General features: G+C 61.0%; 13 protein-coding genes and 1 pseudogene. 6 read left to right on the top strand and 8 right to left on the bottom strand.

The annotated features are described in order from the left end of the window. Positions 1 to 31: 31 nt before the first annotated feature. A complete protein-coding gene (locus NKH49_RS26595) occupies positions 32 to 1324 on the bottom strand; it encodes an ABC transporter substrate-binding protein (protein WP_352928640.1) in 1293 nt (430 codons plus the stop codon). 484 nt (positions 1325 to 1808) lie between these two features. Here NKH49_RS26595 and NKH49_RS26590 point away from each other — a divergent pair, with 484 nt between their 5' ends. Genes NKH49_RS26590 through NKH49_RS26580 form a run of 3 tightly spaced genes read left to right on the top strand, consistent with a single transcriptional unit; the run spans position 1809 to position 4279 of the window. Continuing rightward, a complete protein-coding gene (locus NKH49_RS26590) occupies positions 1809 to 2684 on the top strand; it encodes an ROK family protein (protein WP_352928639.1) in 876 nt (291 codons plus the stop codon). Beyond that, entirely contained in the window at positions 2681 to 3451 is a 771-nt protein-coding gene (locus tag NKH49_RS26585) for a GntR family transcriptional regulator (RefSeq protein WP_352928637.1), read from the top strand. Before NKH49_RS26590 ends, NKH49_RS26585 begins: the two co-directional genes overlap by 4 nt. A gap of 36 nt (positions 3452 to 3487) precedes the next feature. After that, a complete protein-coding gene (locus tag NKH49_RS26580; protein ID WP_352928635.1) occupies positions 3488 to 4279 on the top strand; it encodes a sugar isomerase domain-containing protein in 792 nt (263 codons plus the stop codon). A gap of 92 nt (positions 4280 to 4371) precedes the next feature. Here NKH49_RS26580 and NKH49_RS26575 read toward each other — a convergent pair whose 3' ends face one another. The 4 genes from NKH49_RS26575 to NKH49_RS26560 all read right to left on the bottom strand — a co-directional run bounded on the left by NKH49_RS26575 (position 4372) and on the right by NKH49_RS26560 (position 10203). Next, positions 4372 to 6417, bottom strand: coding sequence for a CHASE2 domain-containing protein (locus NKH49_RS26575; protein WP_352928633.1), 2046 nt, complete (start codon positions 6415 to 6417; stop codon positions 4372 to 4374). 15 nt (positions 6418 to 6432) lie between these two features. Further along, positions 6433 to 7242 (bottom strand): FecR family protein, encoded by an 810-nt coding sequence (locus tag NKH49_RS26570; protein ID WP_352928631.1) that lies wholly within the window; start codon positions 7240 to 7242, stop codon positions 6433 to 6435. 11 nt (positions 7243 to 7253) lie between these two features. Then, on the bottom strand, positions 7254 to 8528 hold the full coding sequence (locus NKH49_RS26565) for a tetratricopeptide repeat protein (protein WP_352928629.1): 1275 nt from the start codon (positions 8526 to 8528) through the stop codon (positions 7254 to 7256). Positions 8529 to 9015: 487 nt separating this feature from the next. Continuing rightward, on the bottom strand, positions 9016 to 10203 hold the full coding sequence (locus NKH49_RS26560) for a magnesium transporter (protein ID WP_352474941.1): 1188 nt from the start codon (positions 10201 to 10203) through the stop codon (positions 9016 to 9018). Positions 10204 to 10443: 240 nt separating this feature from the next. Here NKH49_RS26560 and NKH49_RS26555 point away from each other — a divergent pair. Beyond that, positions 10444 to 11338, top strand: a pseudogene (locus NKH49_RS26555) (sugar phosphate isomerase/epimerase family protein). 317 nt (positions 11339 to 11655) lie between these two features. Here the strand turns inward: NKH49_RS26555 and NKH49_RS26550 are convergent. After that, a complete protein-coding gene (locus tag NKH49_RS26550; RefSeq protein ID WP_031195030.1) occupies positions 11656 to 11904 on the bottom strand; it encodes a helix-turn-helix domain-containing protein in 249 nt (82 codons plus the stop codon). Between the two features lie 203 nt (positions 11905 to 12107). Between NKH49_RS26550 and NKH49_RS26545 the strand changes: the two genes are divergently transcribed. Further along, the gene (locus tag NKH49_RS26545; protein ID WP_352686934.1) at positions 12108 to 12815 is read left to right on the top strand and encodes a hypothetical protein; all 708 of its coding nucleotides are present in this window, start codon (positions 12108 to 12110) and stop codon (positions 12813 to 12815) included. Further along, positions 12781 to 12945: a DUF2274 domain-containing protein gene (locus NKH49_RS26540; protein WP_502907944.1), complete on the top strand. Its 165-nt coding sequence runs from the start codon at positions 12781 to 12783 to the stop codon at positions 12943 to 12945. The genes NKH49_RS26545 and NKH49_RS26540 overlap by 35 nt, the downstream gene beginning before the upstream one ends. A gap of 91 nt (positions 12946 to 13036) precedes the next feature. Here NKH49_RS26540 and NKH49_RS26535 read toward each other — a convergent pair whose 3' ends face one another. Further along, on the bottom strand, positions 13037 to 13924 hold the full coding sequence (locus tag NKH49_RS26535; protein ID WP_352928626.1) for a LysR family transcriptional regulator: 888 nt from the start codon (positions 13922 to 13924) through the stop codon (positions 13037 to 13039). 551 nt (positions 13925 to 14475) lie between these two features. Then, positions 14476 to 16668 (bottom strand): calcium-binding protein, encoded by a 2193-nt coding sequence (locus NKH49_RS26530; protein WP_352928624.1) that lies wholly within the window; start codon positions 16666 to 16668, stop codon positions 14476 to 14478. Positions 16669 to 17042: the final 374 nt, after the last annotated feature.

The raw sequence follows: 17042 nt of genomic DNA, 5'->3' as shown, positions 1-17042 counted from the left end.
AAAGCGTCGGGCTCTCGAAACAGCGCCTTCGCTATTTGGCGGCACGCTCCAGGATCGAGACGGCATCGGCCTGCGCGTTCGCCTGCGCATCCTTGGCCGAGAGCTGCCCATACTGCAACGCCTCGAGCGTCTGCTGCAGCGATTCGCTGAACTCCTGGCCGCCCGGGACGACAGGGAAGGGCTTGGCGTCAGCAAGCACGCTGACATAGCCGGACAGGAACTCGGAACCGAGCTTGTCCTTATGGGCTTCGATGTCGGAGGTCCGCGTCGGCAGGATGCCCATCGACATCAGAATATCCGACATTGCCGATGCGCCGTTCTTGCCGGACTTCGGACTGTTCAGCCATACCAGGAAATCCCATGCCGCTTTTTGCTCGGCCTGACCGGCATTGGCGTTGACGACGGTCATCCATGAATAGGAGATCGAGTGCGGCTTGTCGCCGCTCGGACCGACCGGGATGGGTGCGGTGGCGATATTGGAGAACTTGTCGCCCATGCCGCTCTTCAATGCGCTTTCCCACCAGTTGGCCATGATGATCATGCCGGTCTTGCCGGAGACGAAATTGTCGAGGAAGGGGCCGGTTGTGTTCGCGTCGGCCGTGGCCATCGCCGGATCGCTGGCGCCGGACTTGATCAGGTCCTCGTAAAGCTGGAAAGTCTCACCGGCTTGAGGACTGTCGAGCATCGGTTTGCCGTCCTTGACCAGCTCGCCGCCATTGGAGACCAGCAGCGAGGCGAAGGGATGGACGACGCCAGCCGCCCAGGAATTGATCATGCCGAAGCCTTGCTGGCCGGCATCTTTCCTGGTCAGCTTCTGGGCCGCATCCTTCAATTCGGACCAGGTCTTCGGCGCGGCTGTAATGCCTGCCCGTTTGAACAGCTCCTTGTTGTAGTTCAGCGCGTAGACGTCGATCTCGTTTGGAATGCCGTAAAGCGTGACGCCAACAGAGGCCGCACTGACGACACCGGCCGGCCACGCACTCTTGACCTCGCCGGCCACTGCATCGGGGGCCGGCGCGACCAGCTTGTCTCGCGCCAGTTCGGGCAGCCACAAATCATAGATGCCGCCGATCGTCGGCCCGTCCGAGCTGCCGCCCTGGGAACGCAATGTCGTCAGGAGATCGCCGAAGGGCACGGCGCGCACGGTGACGGTCACATCCGGATTGCTCTTGGCGTAGTCCTTGGCCGCGGCGTCCAGCAAAGCGACCGTTTCGGGCGACCAGTGGGTCAGATAGGAGATGTTGACCGATTGGGCCCAACCAATGGTGGGCGAGGCCAACAACCCTGCAGCAAGTGCCAGTTTCGAAATCCAAGCCAAAGACATCCGACCCTCCGCATAGCCACACAGCGATGTCCGTGACGTTATGACAACCCGAAGCAACGATGCAAGCGCTATCTTCGTGGAGAGCTCCTGCCGGCGTTGCGGCGTTTTCTTACTCCGGTTTTGTGAAGGGAGATCACAGATCATAAACAGGAGTTTAAGTGCGATGGCTCGAGCTGTTTCTCACTGCTGGCTATCCCCAAAACCTCTTGCGATCGAAGTCATGTCGTTATAATGACACTGAGCCGCTTTTCGTTGCCGCGGCGGAGACAGGCAGCCTCTCGGCTGCCGGGCGCCGCTTGCAAAGGATGCCGATGTCGAATGGGAGACGGAGCATGGTTCATCGACACGCTGCGCTCAGCCCGATCGGCTTTGGCGCCGCGTGCACCGGAGTCTGTACTGCACTGCCGACCAGAGCCGACGGCGCCGTGGCGTCGTGGACCTGGCGCTTCGAGGACCGGGCGGCAGCCAGTCGGAGTCGCTCTCGATGACACGCGTTCTGGCCATCGATCTTGGCGGCACCAACTTGCGCGCCGCTATCCATACCGGCGATGTTCGCTGGCTGGAGATGCTCAGCCGCGAGCCCGCACCAGCAAGTCTTGATGCCTTCGTCGCCCGAATCGGTGCGTTGCGCGCCGAGGCCGGTCTGGTCGAGGCACTTGGCTTAGCGGTGCCGGGGCTTGTCGAGGGCTCGGTCTGCCGCTGGATTCCGAACCTGCCCTATCTCGACGGCATCGACATCGCGGCCTTGTTTCCTCGTCTGCGCGTTGCCGTTGGCAATGACGCGCAGGTCGCCATGCTGGCCGAAGCGGTCGAAGGTGCCGCAAAAGGCCTGTCCGATGCCATCCTGCTGGCGATCGGCACCGGTATCGGCTCCGCCGTTCTGGTCAATAACCACATCGTCGCCGGCGTACGTGGCGGCGCCTGCTCATTCGGCTGGGCCTGCGCCGACATCGAGGATGAAGGCGAGGACCGCAGCGGCTGGCTGGAGCGCTTCGCTTCCGGGCGGGCATTCGACGCCGCGGCGCGCCAGATCGGGCTTGCCAATGGCGGCAGGCTGGTCGAGGCGGCCCGGGGCGGCAAGACGGCCGCCCTTGACGCATTGGAGCTGCCGGCGCGCCGGCTGGGCACTGCCTTGGCGGGTGCGGTCGCGCTGCTTGACACCCAGGCGGTCCTGATTTCCGGCGGGCTTGCCGATGCGCTGGACGTGGTAGGGCCGCCGCTGCTTGCGGCATTGCGGCGTCAGCTGCCGCCGCATCTGCGCGATGTCGTGCTGCGGTCCGGCGAATTTGGCTCCCGCGCCGGTCTCGTCGGCGCCTCGCTGGCCGGTCTCGCCGGAGCACAGTGGAGGCAGATTAGATGAGCCAAGTCAGCTTTCAGCAACCGGACCGCCGAAGACCCGAGCCGCTCTGGTATCAGGCGGAAGAGGCCATCCGCGCCATCGTCAAGAGTGGCGATTGGGCGACCGGCGACCAGATTCCGGCCGAAGACAGACTGTGCGCCCTGTTCGGGGTGAGCCGCATCACGCTGCGCCACGCGCTGCGCAATCTGGAAGAGCACGGGCTGCTCAGGCGCGAACATGGCCGTGGCACCTTCGTGCGCTCCACCACGCTGGTCGCCGGCACCCGCGAACTCACCAGCTTCACCCAGGAAATGGGCAATATGGGCGTGGTCGCCGGCTCGCGCTTGCTCGACTGCAGCCTGACCACCGCCAATGCCGCCGCGGCCGGAGCGCTGGAGATCGAAGAGGGCGACCCGGTGGTGCGCATCCGGCGGCTCAGGCTTGGCAACAACGAACCGATCGGTATTCAGACTGCGCAACTCTCGGCCGCGCGCGTGCCCGGCTTTCTCGATGCCGGCCTGTTGCAGGGCTCGCTCTACGAAGCGTTGGAACGCCATTACGGCATCGTGCCGGTCGCGGCGCGCGAAAACTACCGTGTTGGCGCGGTCGGGGCGGCGGATGCCGAGTTGCTCGATCTGCCTGCGGGGAGCCCCGCTTTCGTGGTCGAGCGCATCACCACCGACGAGCGCGGCCCGTTCGAATTCACCGTCTCGGTCATGCGGGGCGACCGCTACGAAATCCGCTCGACGCTGCGTGCCGGTCGCGCGGCGCCAACCGCAAGAAGCTGAGCCATACCGAAGCCGACACATAACAGGAGTACCGACGTGTCCGATCTTTACATACCTCGCCTTGCCGCTCTCATCGAACAGGCCTCGACAGCCAATGCCGAAGCCTTTGGCGAAGCGGCCAGCCGCTTTGCCGACACGCTCGAGGGCGGCGGGTTGGTTCATCTTTACGGCTCGGGCCACTCGGTGTTGCCTGTCCAGGAAGTATTTCCGCGCTACGGCAGCTATGTCGGCTTCAATCCGCTGACCGACCCGCGTGTCATGTGGCATAACGTGCTCGGCGCCGGCGGCGTGCGCGAACTTCTGTGGCTGGAGCGGACCGAGAAATACGCCGAGAAATTCCTCGACCACCAGCCGCTGAACAAAGGCGATTCGATCATCATCTTTGGCCACAGCGGCCGCAATTCGTCCGGCATCGACACCGCGCTTTATGCGAAAAAACGCGGCATCTTCGTCGTTGCGATAACCAGCAAGAACAATCTCGACAAGCCGGCGACGCACTCTTCCGGCAAACGGCTTGCCGATGCCGCCGACCTTGTCATCGACACCTGCTCGCCGATCGAGGATGCCATCGTGCCGGTCGAGGGCTGGAGCCGGCCGGTCTCCGGTTCGTCGACCGTGCTTGCCATGATCCTGGCGCATGAGCTGATCGCCCGCACCGCCGAGGCGCTTTCGAAACGCGGCATCGAACTGCCGGTTTTTGCCTCGCCGACAATTGCCGGCGTCACACTGCACGACACCGACGTCATCTATGGCGTCTATCGCGAGAAAATGCTCGAGGCACAAAGGAAGCATCTGCCGACGTTCCAGGCGACCATGCGCGGCGAATGACAAAAGGGGAGGCTAGGCAAAATTGCGAGGCCTCCCGAAGGGGCTAGTCAGGTCCTGATGCCGGGCGGCCCGCCGCGATCCACTGGATCCGGTCAGCGTGTGCTTCGGGTTCGGGGTGCAAGATCAGGCGGTGCCATTTGCACGGATGGCGGCGAACCAACCACCACGGCAGGGGCGCCAGATTGCTCACCACGTTGGCTCTCTACTTCGCGGCTCATACTTTGGTGAGCAGCTTGCATCTCCGGAACGGTGAAAACCGGCACCTCGCCCTTGAAACCCTGGAGTTCAAAGGCGCCCGCCTGGACGACCGGCATCGGCGCTCCTGCCGCAAAGCCGGGACCAAGCACCAGGGGGATGCCCAGCTTCTTGGTCGTCGACTCGAGCCTAGCCGTGCGGTTCACCGGCGAGCCGATCGCGGTGTAATCGAAACGCCGTTCGGAGCCGAAATTGCCTACCGAGCAAATGCCCGTCTCGATGGCGACGCCGATTGCGATGGAGGGGTGGCCGTCCGCGCTGAAGGCGGCGTCTTCGCGCTTCACCCGCTCGATCAGGGCAAGGCCCGCGTCGAGCGCGCGCTCGCGATGGTCCGGCTGATCAAGCGGCGCGTTCCAGAAGGCCAGCACCGCGTCGCCCATGAACTTGTCGATGGTGCCGTCGCGCTTGAGGATCTCATCGGTCGCAATGCCGAGGAAGTGGTTGACCACCTTTGCGATTTCCTGGGTGTCGAGTTGTTCGCTCATCGTCGTGAAGCCGCGTATGTCGCTGAGCAGGATCGTGATCTCGCGCTTCTCGCCGGACAGGATCGCTTCGGTGTCTGAGCTTGCGAGGCGCTGCACCACGGAAGGCGACAGATACTGGGCGAACTGCCGTGCCAGGGTGGAGCGGCGCTGCTCGCTGCGCCTGTAGAGAACATAGCCTTCGAAGCCGGCTACCAGGATCGTCGCAAGCGCCGGCTGCAGCGGGTCATAGAGTGCACCCTGCAGGCTGTATTCGAGAGCGCCGAACACGAATGGCGTGACGGCAAGCAGCACGAGAGCCAGGGCACCAAGCACGACACGCCCGGCGAGCACTCCGGAAAGTCCGATGAAGATGACGGCACTGAGGACAAACCAGAGCCGCTCCACCGTACGCGCGCGCGTTGGCTCTGCCAAGTAGCGCCCGGCAAGCATCTGGGCTATTGCATCGGCGTGGATGTCCGCACCTGGTCGCGCTGGACGTGTCGGGGTGGGCAGGTACTGCGTCAGTCCCACGGCCGACAGATCGACAATGGCGATGGCGTCCCGCAGCCGCGGATCACTGCCGCCCGAAAGGATAGTGCTGGCAGATATACGGGGCGTATCCGTGGCGGTTTCCCAGAGCCGGATGCTCCCCTCCGGCTCGAGCGGCACGATGGCGCCGGCCATCCTGAGTGCGTCGAACCCGGCGGCATTCATCCGGGCTATGTAGCCGTCCTGCCCGGCGTAAAGGCGCAGAAGCTCGAGCGCGAAGGACGGCCACAGCTGCACGCCTTGAGCGGTATTGCGAAGCCACAGCAGCGGCACATGGCGCAATACGCCGTCTGGATCGGGCAAGGTGCGAATTACGCCGAGGCCCGCGGCGGCGTTGGAGAATTCGGCAAGCGAGCCGGTCAGGCCGGTGAAGCCGGGAAGTGTGTCGGGTACCTGCCCGACGATCGACCAGCCGGCTTTGGGCCCTGCTTCTGAAACCGTCGCCTCATTGCCCAGGCTGACAGCAAGCGCCGTTCGATTGTTGGCCAGCGCCGCTGCCAGGCGCTTGTCACCGGCGATGCCCTCAGGCGAGGTGTCGGCCTCTGGCAGTACCAGCGCAAGCCCGATGACCGCGGCGCCGGATTTGGTGATGCCATCGAGCAGATCGGCCAAGACGCCCCGGTTCCAGGGCCATCGCCCATGTGCCTTGAGGCTGGCGTCGTCTATCGAGACGATCACGACAGGATTGCTCGTCGCCTGGCGCGGAGCGAGAAACTGGTAGAAGTCGTACGTCCGCTCACGCAGGCGCGACAGCGGCCCGTCGAAAGCCAAATGGCAAGCGAGCAGCAGGAGCACGACCACAAGGCCGGATACTTTGCGCCTACCAGCTTGCCGCCAATCAGCCCAGCGCCAACCGACCAAGAGGCTCATGTCGTGCGGCCAGCCCTATTCGCAGTAGTTGCAGCAACCCTCACCCTGGCATTCGCCCTTATTCACGCCGCCGCCCACCGGTGGCGTTGGGGTGTCGGGGAACTCCATGACCACTCCTGGCAATGCGCCGTCGGTGGAGTCGCAGATTTTGAGCGAGCCGCCGAGTGCCGACGCACAAAGCGCGCTTACGTCCAGTCCCGGACCCGGTTCGCCTGGCAGGCCGGTGCCGGCAATCCGGTCGATGCTGTCCAATATCGGGAAGGTGTCGATTCCGCCGTAGCCGGTCAGCAGCTTGCCATCTTCCGATGTGCAGGCGTAGCCTGGGTTTGTGATGACCAGCCGTTTGCCATTGATCGTGCAGGTCATGCGGCCGGCGCGCAGAATGCCCACGGTCTGGCCGGCTGCCACCAGCACTTCGATGATGCCGCCTCTGGCTCCGAGCACCATATGCGGCGTCGCAACCTGCATGACGCCGCCTTTCGAAACCTGGCCGCCATAGAACCGGGCCAGGCCGCTGTTCATCCCGATGTCGATCTTTCCCGATCCGGAGCCCGGATTGTAGACGAATTCATCGATTGTCAGGCTGGTGTTCGGACCAATCTTGGCGCTCGATTCGTCCCGGAACACCAGCATTCCAAGACCGGTGGGATTGCTGCGCAGCTGGTCGCCGAGTTCGACGCCGGCCCCAACGTTCATTGTCCCGCCGTTGTTGCGGACGATGTTGGTCTGGTAGGCCGTCATCGACCCGACCGTCTCAGCGGCGGAAGGTGCCGCAAAGGCAAGGCAGGCGATAAAAATGGCGATCTGACGGTACGGGGTCCTCATCGCGGCCTCTTTCAATTGAGCGTCAACGTATAGCTCATGAGCATTTCGAGCGATTTTCGGTCGCGGTTGGCGATGTCGAAGTTGGTTTCGCGATAGGCGAGATCGACGCTGATCTTCTGCGCCTCCGTCAGCTGAAAATCGCTTTCCGAGGCAATGCGCCAGAAGTCGCTCTTGATATTTGTGCCGATGCCGACGGACAGATCGGGAGTGTTGCTGTGGCCGGCCGAAAAGGCGATCTGGTGCGACCATGCGAACAGATCCGGTACGTTCATCAACAGGCCGCCATAGCGGACCTCGCCCGTGTAGCTGTGGCCGATTTCGCCAGATCCGGAGCCGAAGTCATTCGAGCCGACAAAGCGCAGTCCGAGCGCCTGGCCATTGCGGAAGCGGTAGCTGCCGCCTGCCTCATAGAAAACCCTGCTATCGGCGAAAATGCCTTGCGAGGCGCTTAGATCGATGTAGCCGCCGCCTGCGAAAAGCGTCGTTTCGACCGTCGGGCGCACAAGAAAGCGCCCACTGACGCCGATTCCGGTCTCGTGGATATCGCTGTCGAAACGATCCGTAACTGTGAACGCCGAAAGCAGCAGGCGCAGCGAATCGATCCCACTGTTGGGTAGCCCCTTGTCCCAGGTGATCGCGGCGTTGCCGTGGATGAAAGTCTTCTCGCTGCCCGGAACCGACAGGTCTTCCGTGAAAAAGCGCTGTGTCGCCGTCAACGACCCTGAAAGGACGAGAGCGTCGGCGCTTGGCGTGCCGAGGTCCCACCGGACAAAGCCTTCCGCCCGCCCATAGGGCGAGACGAAGCTGTCGTCGTCCTGCGCCCCGCCGGGCTCAAAATCGGTAAATGCGCTGAACACGCCGCCGGTCAGGGCGAGTTCCCAGGTGACGCCACGCAACGCGCGCTCGATGCGGGCGAGCAGGCGGACGGCTTCCTGCTGCTCACTTGCGCTCAGGCCACCGACTTCGATGCCGTACTGCACCTGCCGCCGGGCCAATTCATAGGAGCCGACGTGATAGTACAACCGGCTGGCCGCAAGCCGGGCGCGCGCATCGCGGGGATATTTGATCAGATACTGCTCGATTGAGGAGATCGCCTGATCGTATTGTCCCGCGTTGACGGCAACCGTGACGAACTGGGCGAGCGTTCCGTTGTCGGACGGACTGGCGATGCGGGCCGAAAACGCATCGTCATATGCCGTAAAAAGACCTTGTGCGCCGGCCGGCAATACGCCGGTACAAAGCAGCGCCGCGGCGAAGCCGAAGATCGTTCGAAACGAAGATTGCATGCCGAGAACCCACCCCAAACCCGACTAGTGCGAAGGATTTAGCACGGCTCCAAGAAAAAGGCGACTGAACTGTCACCAGACCATGCGAGTCTCAGCAGCTGTTGCAGCGGCGCAACAAACTATCGGGTTTATTCGTATTTCGGTTGCGCTGGTTGTCAAAACATCTTCTCAGCGTTGCTGTACATAATTGAAGTATTCGGCACCAGTGGCAACTAACTAAAATCATCATCAGTGGCGGATCGCACAGCCGACAAGATTAATATTGTTCACGCGATTCTGCGCGTATCTGGTCACCGAATGAGGCTTCAAGGTCACTCACGGCTCATCCAAAGGTCTTCCGTCGCGTTGCGCAAGGGGTCGGAGAGCTGCCGGAAGGTGCTTCTCACGACGCATGCGCGATGCGGCATGGCTCTTGCTATTTCGTTGACCGCGACGAGGTCAGCTTATCGCCCCCGACTCTCAGGGACGCGTCACCGGACGCGTCTTGCTACAGCACGAGCATGGTGGCCAGTCCCAGCATCAGGCCCATGCCTACAATATCGGTTACGGTGGTGAGGAAGATCGCCGAAGCGACCGCCGGATCGGCGCCGACCCGGCGCAGGCCCAGCGGGATCAGCACGCCGGAGATTCCGGACATGAGGCATGATCCGGACATGGCAAGCAGGATCACAAGTGCCAGCATGGGTGCCTGGGCCGCCGACTCCGGTTGCCGCGAGGCGTAGAACCACATCGCCGCAGCCGCAACAAGGCCGACGAGCACGCCGTTGGCGATCCCGAGCGCGCCCTCCCGCATCACCAGGTGCAGCTTCGGTCGTTTGTCCACATCCCCCAGGGCAAGGCCACGCAGCGTCATAGCCAGTGCCTGGCAGCCGGTGTTTCCGCTCTGCCCGGCCAAGACCGGGAGGAACGCCGCCAGGGCGACGATCTTCTCGATCGTGCCTGTGAATGAACTGACCACGAAAGCGGCCATGAAGGCCGTCAGCAGGTTCAGCTGCAGCCACGGATGACGCTTCAAGAAGGCTGAAAACAGCGGCGTAAAAGAACGCTCCTCCTTCTGGACACCCACCATCTGGCCAGACTGAGCGGAAATCTCGATGATTTGCTGCTCGAACAAGCGCCAGCCGCGAACCTGCCCGAGCAGCCGGTTCTCCGCGTCCACCACCGGATAGACAGGGTACTGACGGCGTACTGCTGCCTTGCAGGCGTCGCTCAAAGACAGACCGACATTAAGGGCGAACGGCCTGGGCAGCATGATCTGATCCACCGTCGCGTCCGCTTCGCTCAGCATCAGATCGCGCAGGACCACCAGGCCAACCAGCTTATTGCCCTCGTCCGTGACGTAGAGATAAGTGAGCTCGGTCGGCACCTGGGCGCGTCTGACCGCCTCCACTGCGGCGGCAACCGTCGTCGCCACAGGAACGCTGGCGGGAATCGAGTCCATCAGCTCGACGAGCGAATCGGGGACCGCGAAATCCTTGCCACCGCCATGAGACCTGATGGGCCGCATATGCGGTGGCAAATGCTCGGCCACCTTACGGGCGTGCCCGTCCGGCAACAGCTTTAGTGTGTCGCGGATGAACTCGGGAGATTCTCGGGCCAGCAATTCAGCTGCGTCATCAGGGGCTCGAGCACGCAGCGTGCGCACCAACTTCTGAACGTCGTTCTCTTCTTTCATTTGCTACGGCCCCCAATTGAAAGTCACATAATATGTAAAGTATCGGATCGCACCAGTGCGGAAATACAACAGCTTCTTTCGGCCCCAGCAGTCCGTCTGATGGCTCTCGAAGTTATTGGCCTCTTATGAGTTGATTTACGCCGACTGACGTCAGCAGTGACGCCGCAGACGCCATCTCACCCTGGGGTGATCCGGACCGGCCCGGAATTCCCGGCTGGACTCTTATGGGCCGTCCTTCATATGGGCAACGTCGTTGCAGTCAGCTTCAATTCAATCTCTGCCAATGGCGGGTTGGAGAGTCTTGCAGCGGATCTCCGCAGCGTTGCCGATAGGGGCGTCGAAGCCGTCGAACTGGGATTGACGACCCTCGACCTCATAGCGGTGGCCGTGTCGTCCCTGAAAGAGCCGAGAGGCTTGTCGCGCTGACCGGCCAATTCGATTTCCGCTGTTCGGTTCACGGCGTCGTCTCATCGAACCTCATGGACCCTGCGGTCAGCCGCTACCAGATTGATGCTGCAAGGGCCCTGGTCGAACTCTGCGATCGGATCGATGCGCGCGTGCTTGTCGAGCATAGTGGGCATTTTCGCGCCGACCAGGTTCTCGAACGAGCCGGTGCGGAGGAACGCGAACGCGAAGCGTTGTTCGAGCTTGCCGAGTTCTGCAAGCCCTATGGTGTGCGCATCACCTTCGAGAACCTCTTCGCCATGGAACCGGTCAGTGCCGGCAGACCCCGGCCGAGGTGGCGCAGACGGTGAAGGCGGTCGGCCATCCCAACCTGGTGGCGCTCATCAATTTCAGCCACACTTATATTGGATCCACCCATCGCGGCTTGACCTTCCGCGAGCAACTGCGGGCGATGGCACCAGTGGCAGGGCACCTGCATGTCCATGACTCCTTCGGGCGCCCGCAGGGCTCCCACAGGACCTATCTCCCGCAGGAGGATGCAGCGCTGGGTATAGGCGACCTGCACATGCTTCTCGGCTGGGGCGATATCGAATGGGATGACATCTTCAGTGAGCCGGCCTTCTTGCCGGGGACCGTCCTCATCATGGAAATCGGATCCCGCTGTCGCAACGAGCAGCCTGATTGCCTGGCGCCGGGCAAAAACCCTCACCGCCTTGAACAATCGCGCTGAGCGCGGAGCGGCGGAGTAAAGGTCGAGCACTTGGCTTGGCCGCTCCTCGGCCGTCGAGCGGGGCAGGGGCCGGAAACATCCCAATCACCAGCCAATGGCCAGCCGGGCAGTCGACTGATTTTTGCTCTGTGCAATCGCTTGCCTCCTCACCACCTCGGCTCTCAGCTTCGCCGGGGATGCTCTCGCATTCCGGGTGAGGGCAATCGATCCGTAACAATGAAAATCGTAAGTTGAGCTGGCAGATGGACATGCGCAACCACCATCGAAGACATGCCGGAGGTGGATGAACGAAGCCTTTGCCGTCCGTTTGCAACAAGTTATTTACTTTCTAGAGGGCGTGCCAGCCGCACGCCAGGCCCGCCGCCATTTTCGGGAATGAATTCCACGCCACCGGCCTCTAACGCACGCTTCAGTGCTTCGATCGTCACCTGGTTGGCCTTCAACATGCCAGCGAGTGGCTCAAGCCGCTTAATGGTCGCGACCGACACTTTCGACTTTGCGGCGAGGGCTTTCTGATCCCATTGCAAAAGTGCGCGGGCTGCTCGCAACTGCTCACTCGTTATCATCGTTATACCTAACGCATCATTTGATGCTAAAAGTCTTGACTATACCGACGGTTTCGTTTAAGACTGTAGAGTGGATAATGCGCTCGCTCAGCCCTGGACAACTCGACCGGTGGCAGGACGAGCGCGTGTGAAACGGCCGAATAAGGTGGTGCAACACCTTACCCGGCCTGACCACAACCCTAAGCTTTTGAGGAGCTCGGATCATGGCTGATTCCGACAATATCACGAGTCTGCCATTCGTCACCCGCAGGCGAGTGCTTGCGGGAACCGTGGTGGCTACTACCGCGTGGACGCTTGAAAGTAACGCGTCCGCAGGCGACGTCCGAACGACCAATGTGCCTTCTGACCCCGCGCTGGCGCTTCGGCGGGAATGGCAGACAGCCCACAAGTTAACCAATCGGCTTTGCCGCAGGCAGCAGCGCCTGGAGACCAAGCTTGTCGAATGCGTCGGCTTTCCTTGTGTGGACGTCCGCCTGCCCGATGGCGAGGAACTAACAGTCTACTCGATCGAGGCGCTCGATCAGGTGCTCGGGAACGGGCCGGATACCGCCGCTCTCCGAGAGAGGGCCGAATCTGAGTTTGCTGCGCATCAGGCACGCTGGGATGCGGCTGCTGAGAAGACCGGTTACATTGCTGCCCTCAGAGCCGAACGCGAAGCTGGCGAGCGGACGAAGGATCTTCTGGAAGCCTTCTCAACGACCCCCGCTACGACTCTCGCCGGTGTGGCATGCAAGCTCGATGCCGTATTGTGTGAGGGCGAGGCCTGGGAGGAATGCTCCGAATTTCCTTGGCCGCAAATCCGTTCAGCGCTCGGTGACCTGGCGCGCATCGCCGAAGGCATTGGTGCTGACCGAGTGCGGCGCCGAAGGATCCCTCATGACCAAGCTGAAACTCTCCGCCCTTCCCGATGACCGTCCGGTCAAGATCACGGTCGAACTGCCCGGCGCCGTTCATTGCGATCTCGTCGCCTATGCTGAATTGCTCGGCCGCGAGACCGGACAGATAGTCGCCGATCCGGCAAAGCTGATATACCGATGCTGACCCGGTTTATGACAAGACAGAGCGTTTGCCAGAACCCGACGAACCCTGAAGCCGGGACGAGTGTTCCGGGTTTATGCCGGTCGGACGGCCGTCAGGGCGAATACCGATCACGCAGGAACTCGATGAAGACCGGCAGTGCAGGATTGGCGTTATCCGGGCGCCAGCGGGCAAAATTGTAGATCTGGACTGGCTTGATCCCGATCCGCAGCTTACGGCAGACTGCACCTTCAGGAATAATATTGGCATCTCCACCGTGGATCAGAGCGACACCAAGACCATTTTCGACAAGGCGCAGAAGGATGCCCGCACTGACGTGATGTTCAACAACTGCGGGAAGCTGTACACTGCTTCCAACAGCATCGGCTAGGAGAAATGCTTCGCCCCTGCGCACTAGCAGCGTCTCCTGGCCTAGCTCCGACCACTCGATCACGGAATTGCTTGCGAGAGGATGATTGGAAGCAACAACGACGGCTAAGGTATCGTTCCACAATCTCAGTTCGAATGCGCCGCCAGTAGATCGGGAGGAGGAAGTGACGGTGACGTCGACGTCCGTCTCGCCCAAGGCAACCCCGAATTCAGGGTGAGATCCTTCGATCAAGCTCACGGTCACATTTGAATGACATTTCCCGAACTCGAGGACCGCATCCAGCGCTCGCCCGGCAAGGATGAGCCCGTTGGCGCCGATGCAAAGTCTTTGGTGTTGGTCTTTGAACCCGGTCCTAGCCAGCGTCAGAGTATTGTCCAGTTCGAGCAGCACGGACCGTAGACGACCAAGGAAACGCTCGCCGGCCGGGGTCGGGCCCACGCCGCCGGCATGGCGATGAAATATTCTCGTTCCCATCGCGTATTCGAGATCGCGTATGCGCCGGCTGAGCGCGGTGTGATGGATCCCGGCGCGCCGCGCCGCGCGCAGAAAGCTGCCCTCCTCGGCGACTACAAGCGCATAATTGAGAGTCGCTAGTTGAATGGAGCTCCGCATCTCTGCTCGACGTCTAGGTGGCGACAAATCGCACACGTTTGAGCGCTTTTGGCCGCGGCGGGCTATCATCAAATCTCAGTATTGACACTGATGAGGCCACCGACGCCTCTTATGAAAGAAACCACGGACGTCAGGTGGCGTGCAGCAATCTCTCGCGATCACCGGGAGCGATCCCGAATGCGCATCGGAGTAGACGAACTCGAGTGTGTGTATGCTTTGCGCCGCCTTCACCTGAGGGGAACATTTAACCTTGAGTGGCACTCATGGTCGGCCACGGCGCCTCGCCGTCATTCATGCTGCGTCGGTACGGTGGGTCCGCTGACAGGGGAGGGCTCGCACGAGCCGATCAGCCATGGCAGGGCGCTCGCAGCGATGATCCCGAAGGACACTCACTCGAAAGAGACCACTCGTTTTTTCGCTCATCTAATGGACGGCTCGCCCGCTAGCTCCAGGGACAACACCGGCCAAAACATCTATCTCGGAATTCCGGTGCTTGAACAAAGACAAAGCGGCGGACCGTCTCGAATTGAAGGTCCGCCGTTCCGGGTCGTTCAGATCACAAGGAACGAACCTGCCGTAAGCGACAGACCTGGAGAGAGAGTGGCGAACTGTATTTGAGCTGCGCCGCCGATGCCGTCGCTGTCGAAAGAGAGCGCTCCGGTTGAACTGTTGTAGATGATATGGTCGGAGCTATCATGCGCAGCCGTGCCAGCAAAGAAAGCATCGGATGAAAGGCCGCCCAACTTAAGCCCGGCAAAAACGGCGTCGTCGAGCTGGATCTTGTCCTGGAGCTTGTTGAAGTCGGTGACCTTGTCGATATTGCCGGCTCCAAGAGCGCTGTTGAACACGAAGGCATCATTGCCTCCGTTACCGGTCAAGATGTCGGCACCTCGTCCGCCGTTGATGACATTGGCGCCGGCATTGCCCAGGATGGCTTGGTTAAGCTCATTCCCAGTGAGATTGATCGCCGTTGTGCCCGACGGATTGACGGTGGCGAGAAGCTCGATCTCCTGCCCGGATAAAAGGACATGGCTCACCGAGGCGAGAACTTTGTCAGTGCCACCATCAACCGCCTCGTACACCCTATCGCCGGCGTTATCGACATAGTAGGTGTCGTTGCCGCGGTAGCCTGCCATCATGTCACCACCGCTGCCGCCGTCGATGACATTGGCGCCGGCATTGCCCAGGATGGTTTGAGCGAACTCGTTGCCGGTGAGGTTGATGGCTGTGGTACCTGAAGAGTTCGTTGTACCGAGAAGCTCGATCTCCGAGCCGGCCGCAAGCGCATGACTTACTGAGGCGAGCACCTTGTCGGTACCGCCGCCCACCGCCTCAATGACCTTGTCACCGGCATTGTCGACAAAGTAGGCGTCGTTACCACCATAGCCGCTCATCGTGTCAGCGCCGCCGAGGCCGTTGATGACGTTGGCGCCGGCGTTGCCCTGGATGGTCTGGGCAAACGCATTGCCAATGAGGTTGATTGCCGATGTGCCGGACGGGTTATTGGTGGCAAGAATCTCAATCTCCGAGCCGGCCAAAAGGGCATGGCTTACAGCAGCGAACACCCTGTCTGTACCATCGCCCACCGCCTCGACCACCCTGTCGCCGGCATTGTCGACGTAATAGGTGTCATTACCGCCATAGCCGACCATCTTGTCGGCGCCGCCGAGGCCGTTGATGACATTGGCGCCGGCATTGCCCTGGATAGTCTGGGCGAATTCATTGCCGTTGAGATTGATTGCCGTCGTGCCGGACGGGTTATTGGTGGCCAGAATCTCGATCTGCGAGCCGGCCGAAAGGGCATGGGTTATCGAGGAGAGCACCCTATCGGTACCGCCGCCCGCAGCCTCGATCTCCTTGTCGCGGATGTCATCGACATAATAGGTGTCATTGCCACCATAGCCGATCATCGTGTGGCCGCCGGCGCCGTGAAACACATCGTCGCCGCTGGTGCCATACAAGGTGTCGCTTGTGTCGACGGGAGGCGGTTCGGTCCCAGTCGTTGCGAGGTTGTGCTCCCGGAAAACGGCTTGTAGTTCCGGAGAGCTCTCTAATGCGGTGTCGCCGTTCTGCGTTCCCCATTTGTAGGTGTAGTCGAAGGCAGGTGACGGAACCAGCTTGGCCCAATGATCGATCATGATTTGCATCTGTTCGGCGGTGGGCATGACCTGTCTGCCGCCATCGGAAGTCTCCCAATTGCCGCCACCGAAGGCCTGATAGACCGGAACGATATTGCTGATCGGGATGCCGGATTTCACCGCTGCAGCCACGGCTCGGTCGATCATGTCGTAGTCGACCGTGTCCGTTCCCGTGCGCACCGGATAGGGGTCTATTCCAAAATAGTCGATATGCGTGTTGGCCGGATTGTAGGTGTTGGTAAAATCCGGATTGGTCGGGGATCCCATGTTCATCATGGTGATGAAGGTCTTGGCGCCTGGAAAATGCTCATGGATCCAGTCGGATTCCGCCTTCAGGTTCTCGGCGGTTGCATAGGTGCCCCACCTGCCCGTGGGATCGGGCTCGTCAACCAGATAGAACCCAAACACATTCGGATTGCCGAGGAAGGGGGTCATTTTCTCGATGAAGGATGCGGTTACGCCCTCATGCTCATTGAGATAGACCAGGCCTTTCATGCCATCCGGCAATGCGTCGACCAGCGAAACATACTGAACGTCAGCTAGATTGAAGCCGGCGGTTGCGATTTCGGTGGCAGAACCACCCGATGCATAGTGCAGAGTTGCCATCCATAATCCCTCATTTTGATTCGATAGCGCCCCGCGGATGTCTGCCTACTAGAAGGTGTATATTAGCGCCAAATCACATACCTGCACGCCCTGATAGAATGGTTGATCGCCAATAGGATTGCTGCACGGAAGGAGAAAGACCAATGGGAATATTTCAATAGATATCGAGAATATGCTCATGTTAATGCTGCAGAACTATCCAAATTACTTTATTTAATTGGAAATAGGTAGTTCATGCCCTAAAATGTAGCCTGCGTGTAGCGGAATTGAATTGTGAATTAAATTTCTCTTGGCCATTTGCCTGCCCGTTGAGAGATCAGTCAAACGTTTAATCTAAGAGCCAAGCCCCTCCACAGTCTCATTGCCGCAACCAA

The organism is Mesorhizobium sp. M1088 (assembly GCF_040318575.1).
Taxonomy (GTDB): domain Bacteria; phylum Pseudomonadota; class Alphaproteobacteria; order Rhizobiales; family Rhizobiaceae; genus Mesorhizobium.
The sequence above is the reverse complement of the archived record's forward strand: the minus strand, read 5'-3'. Positions and strand labels throughout refer to the sequence as shown.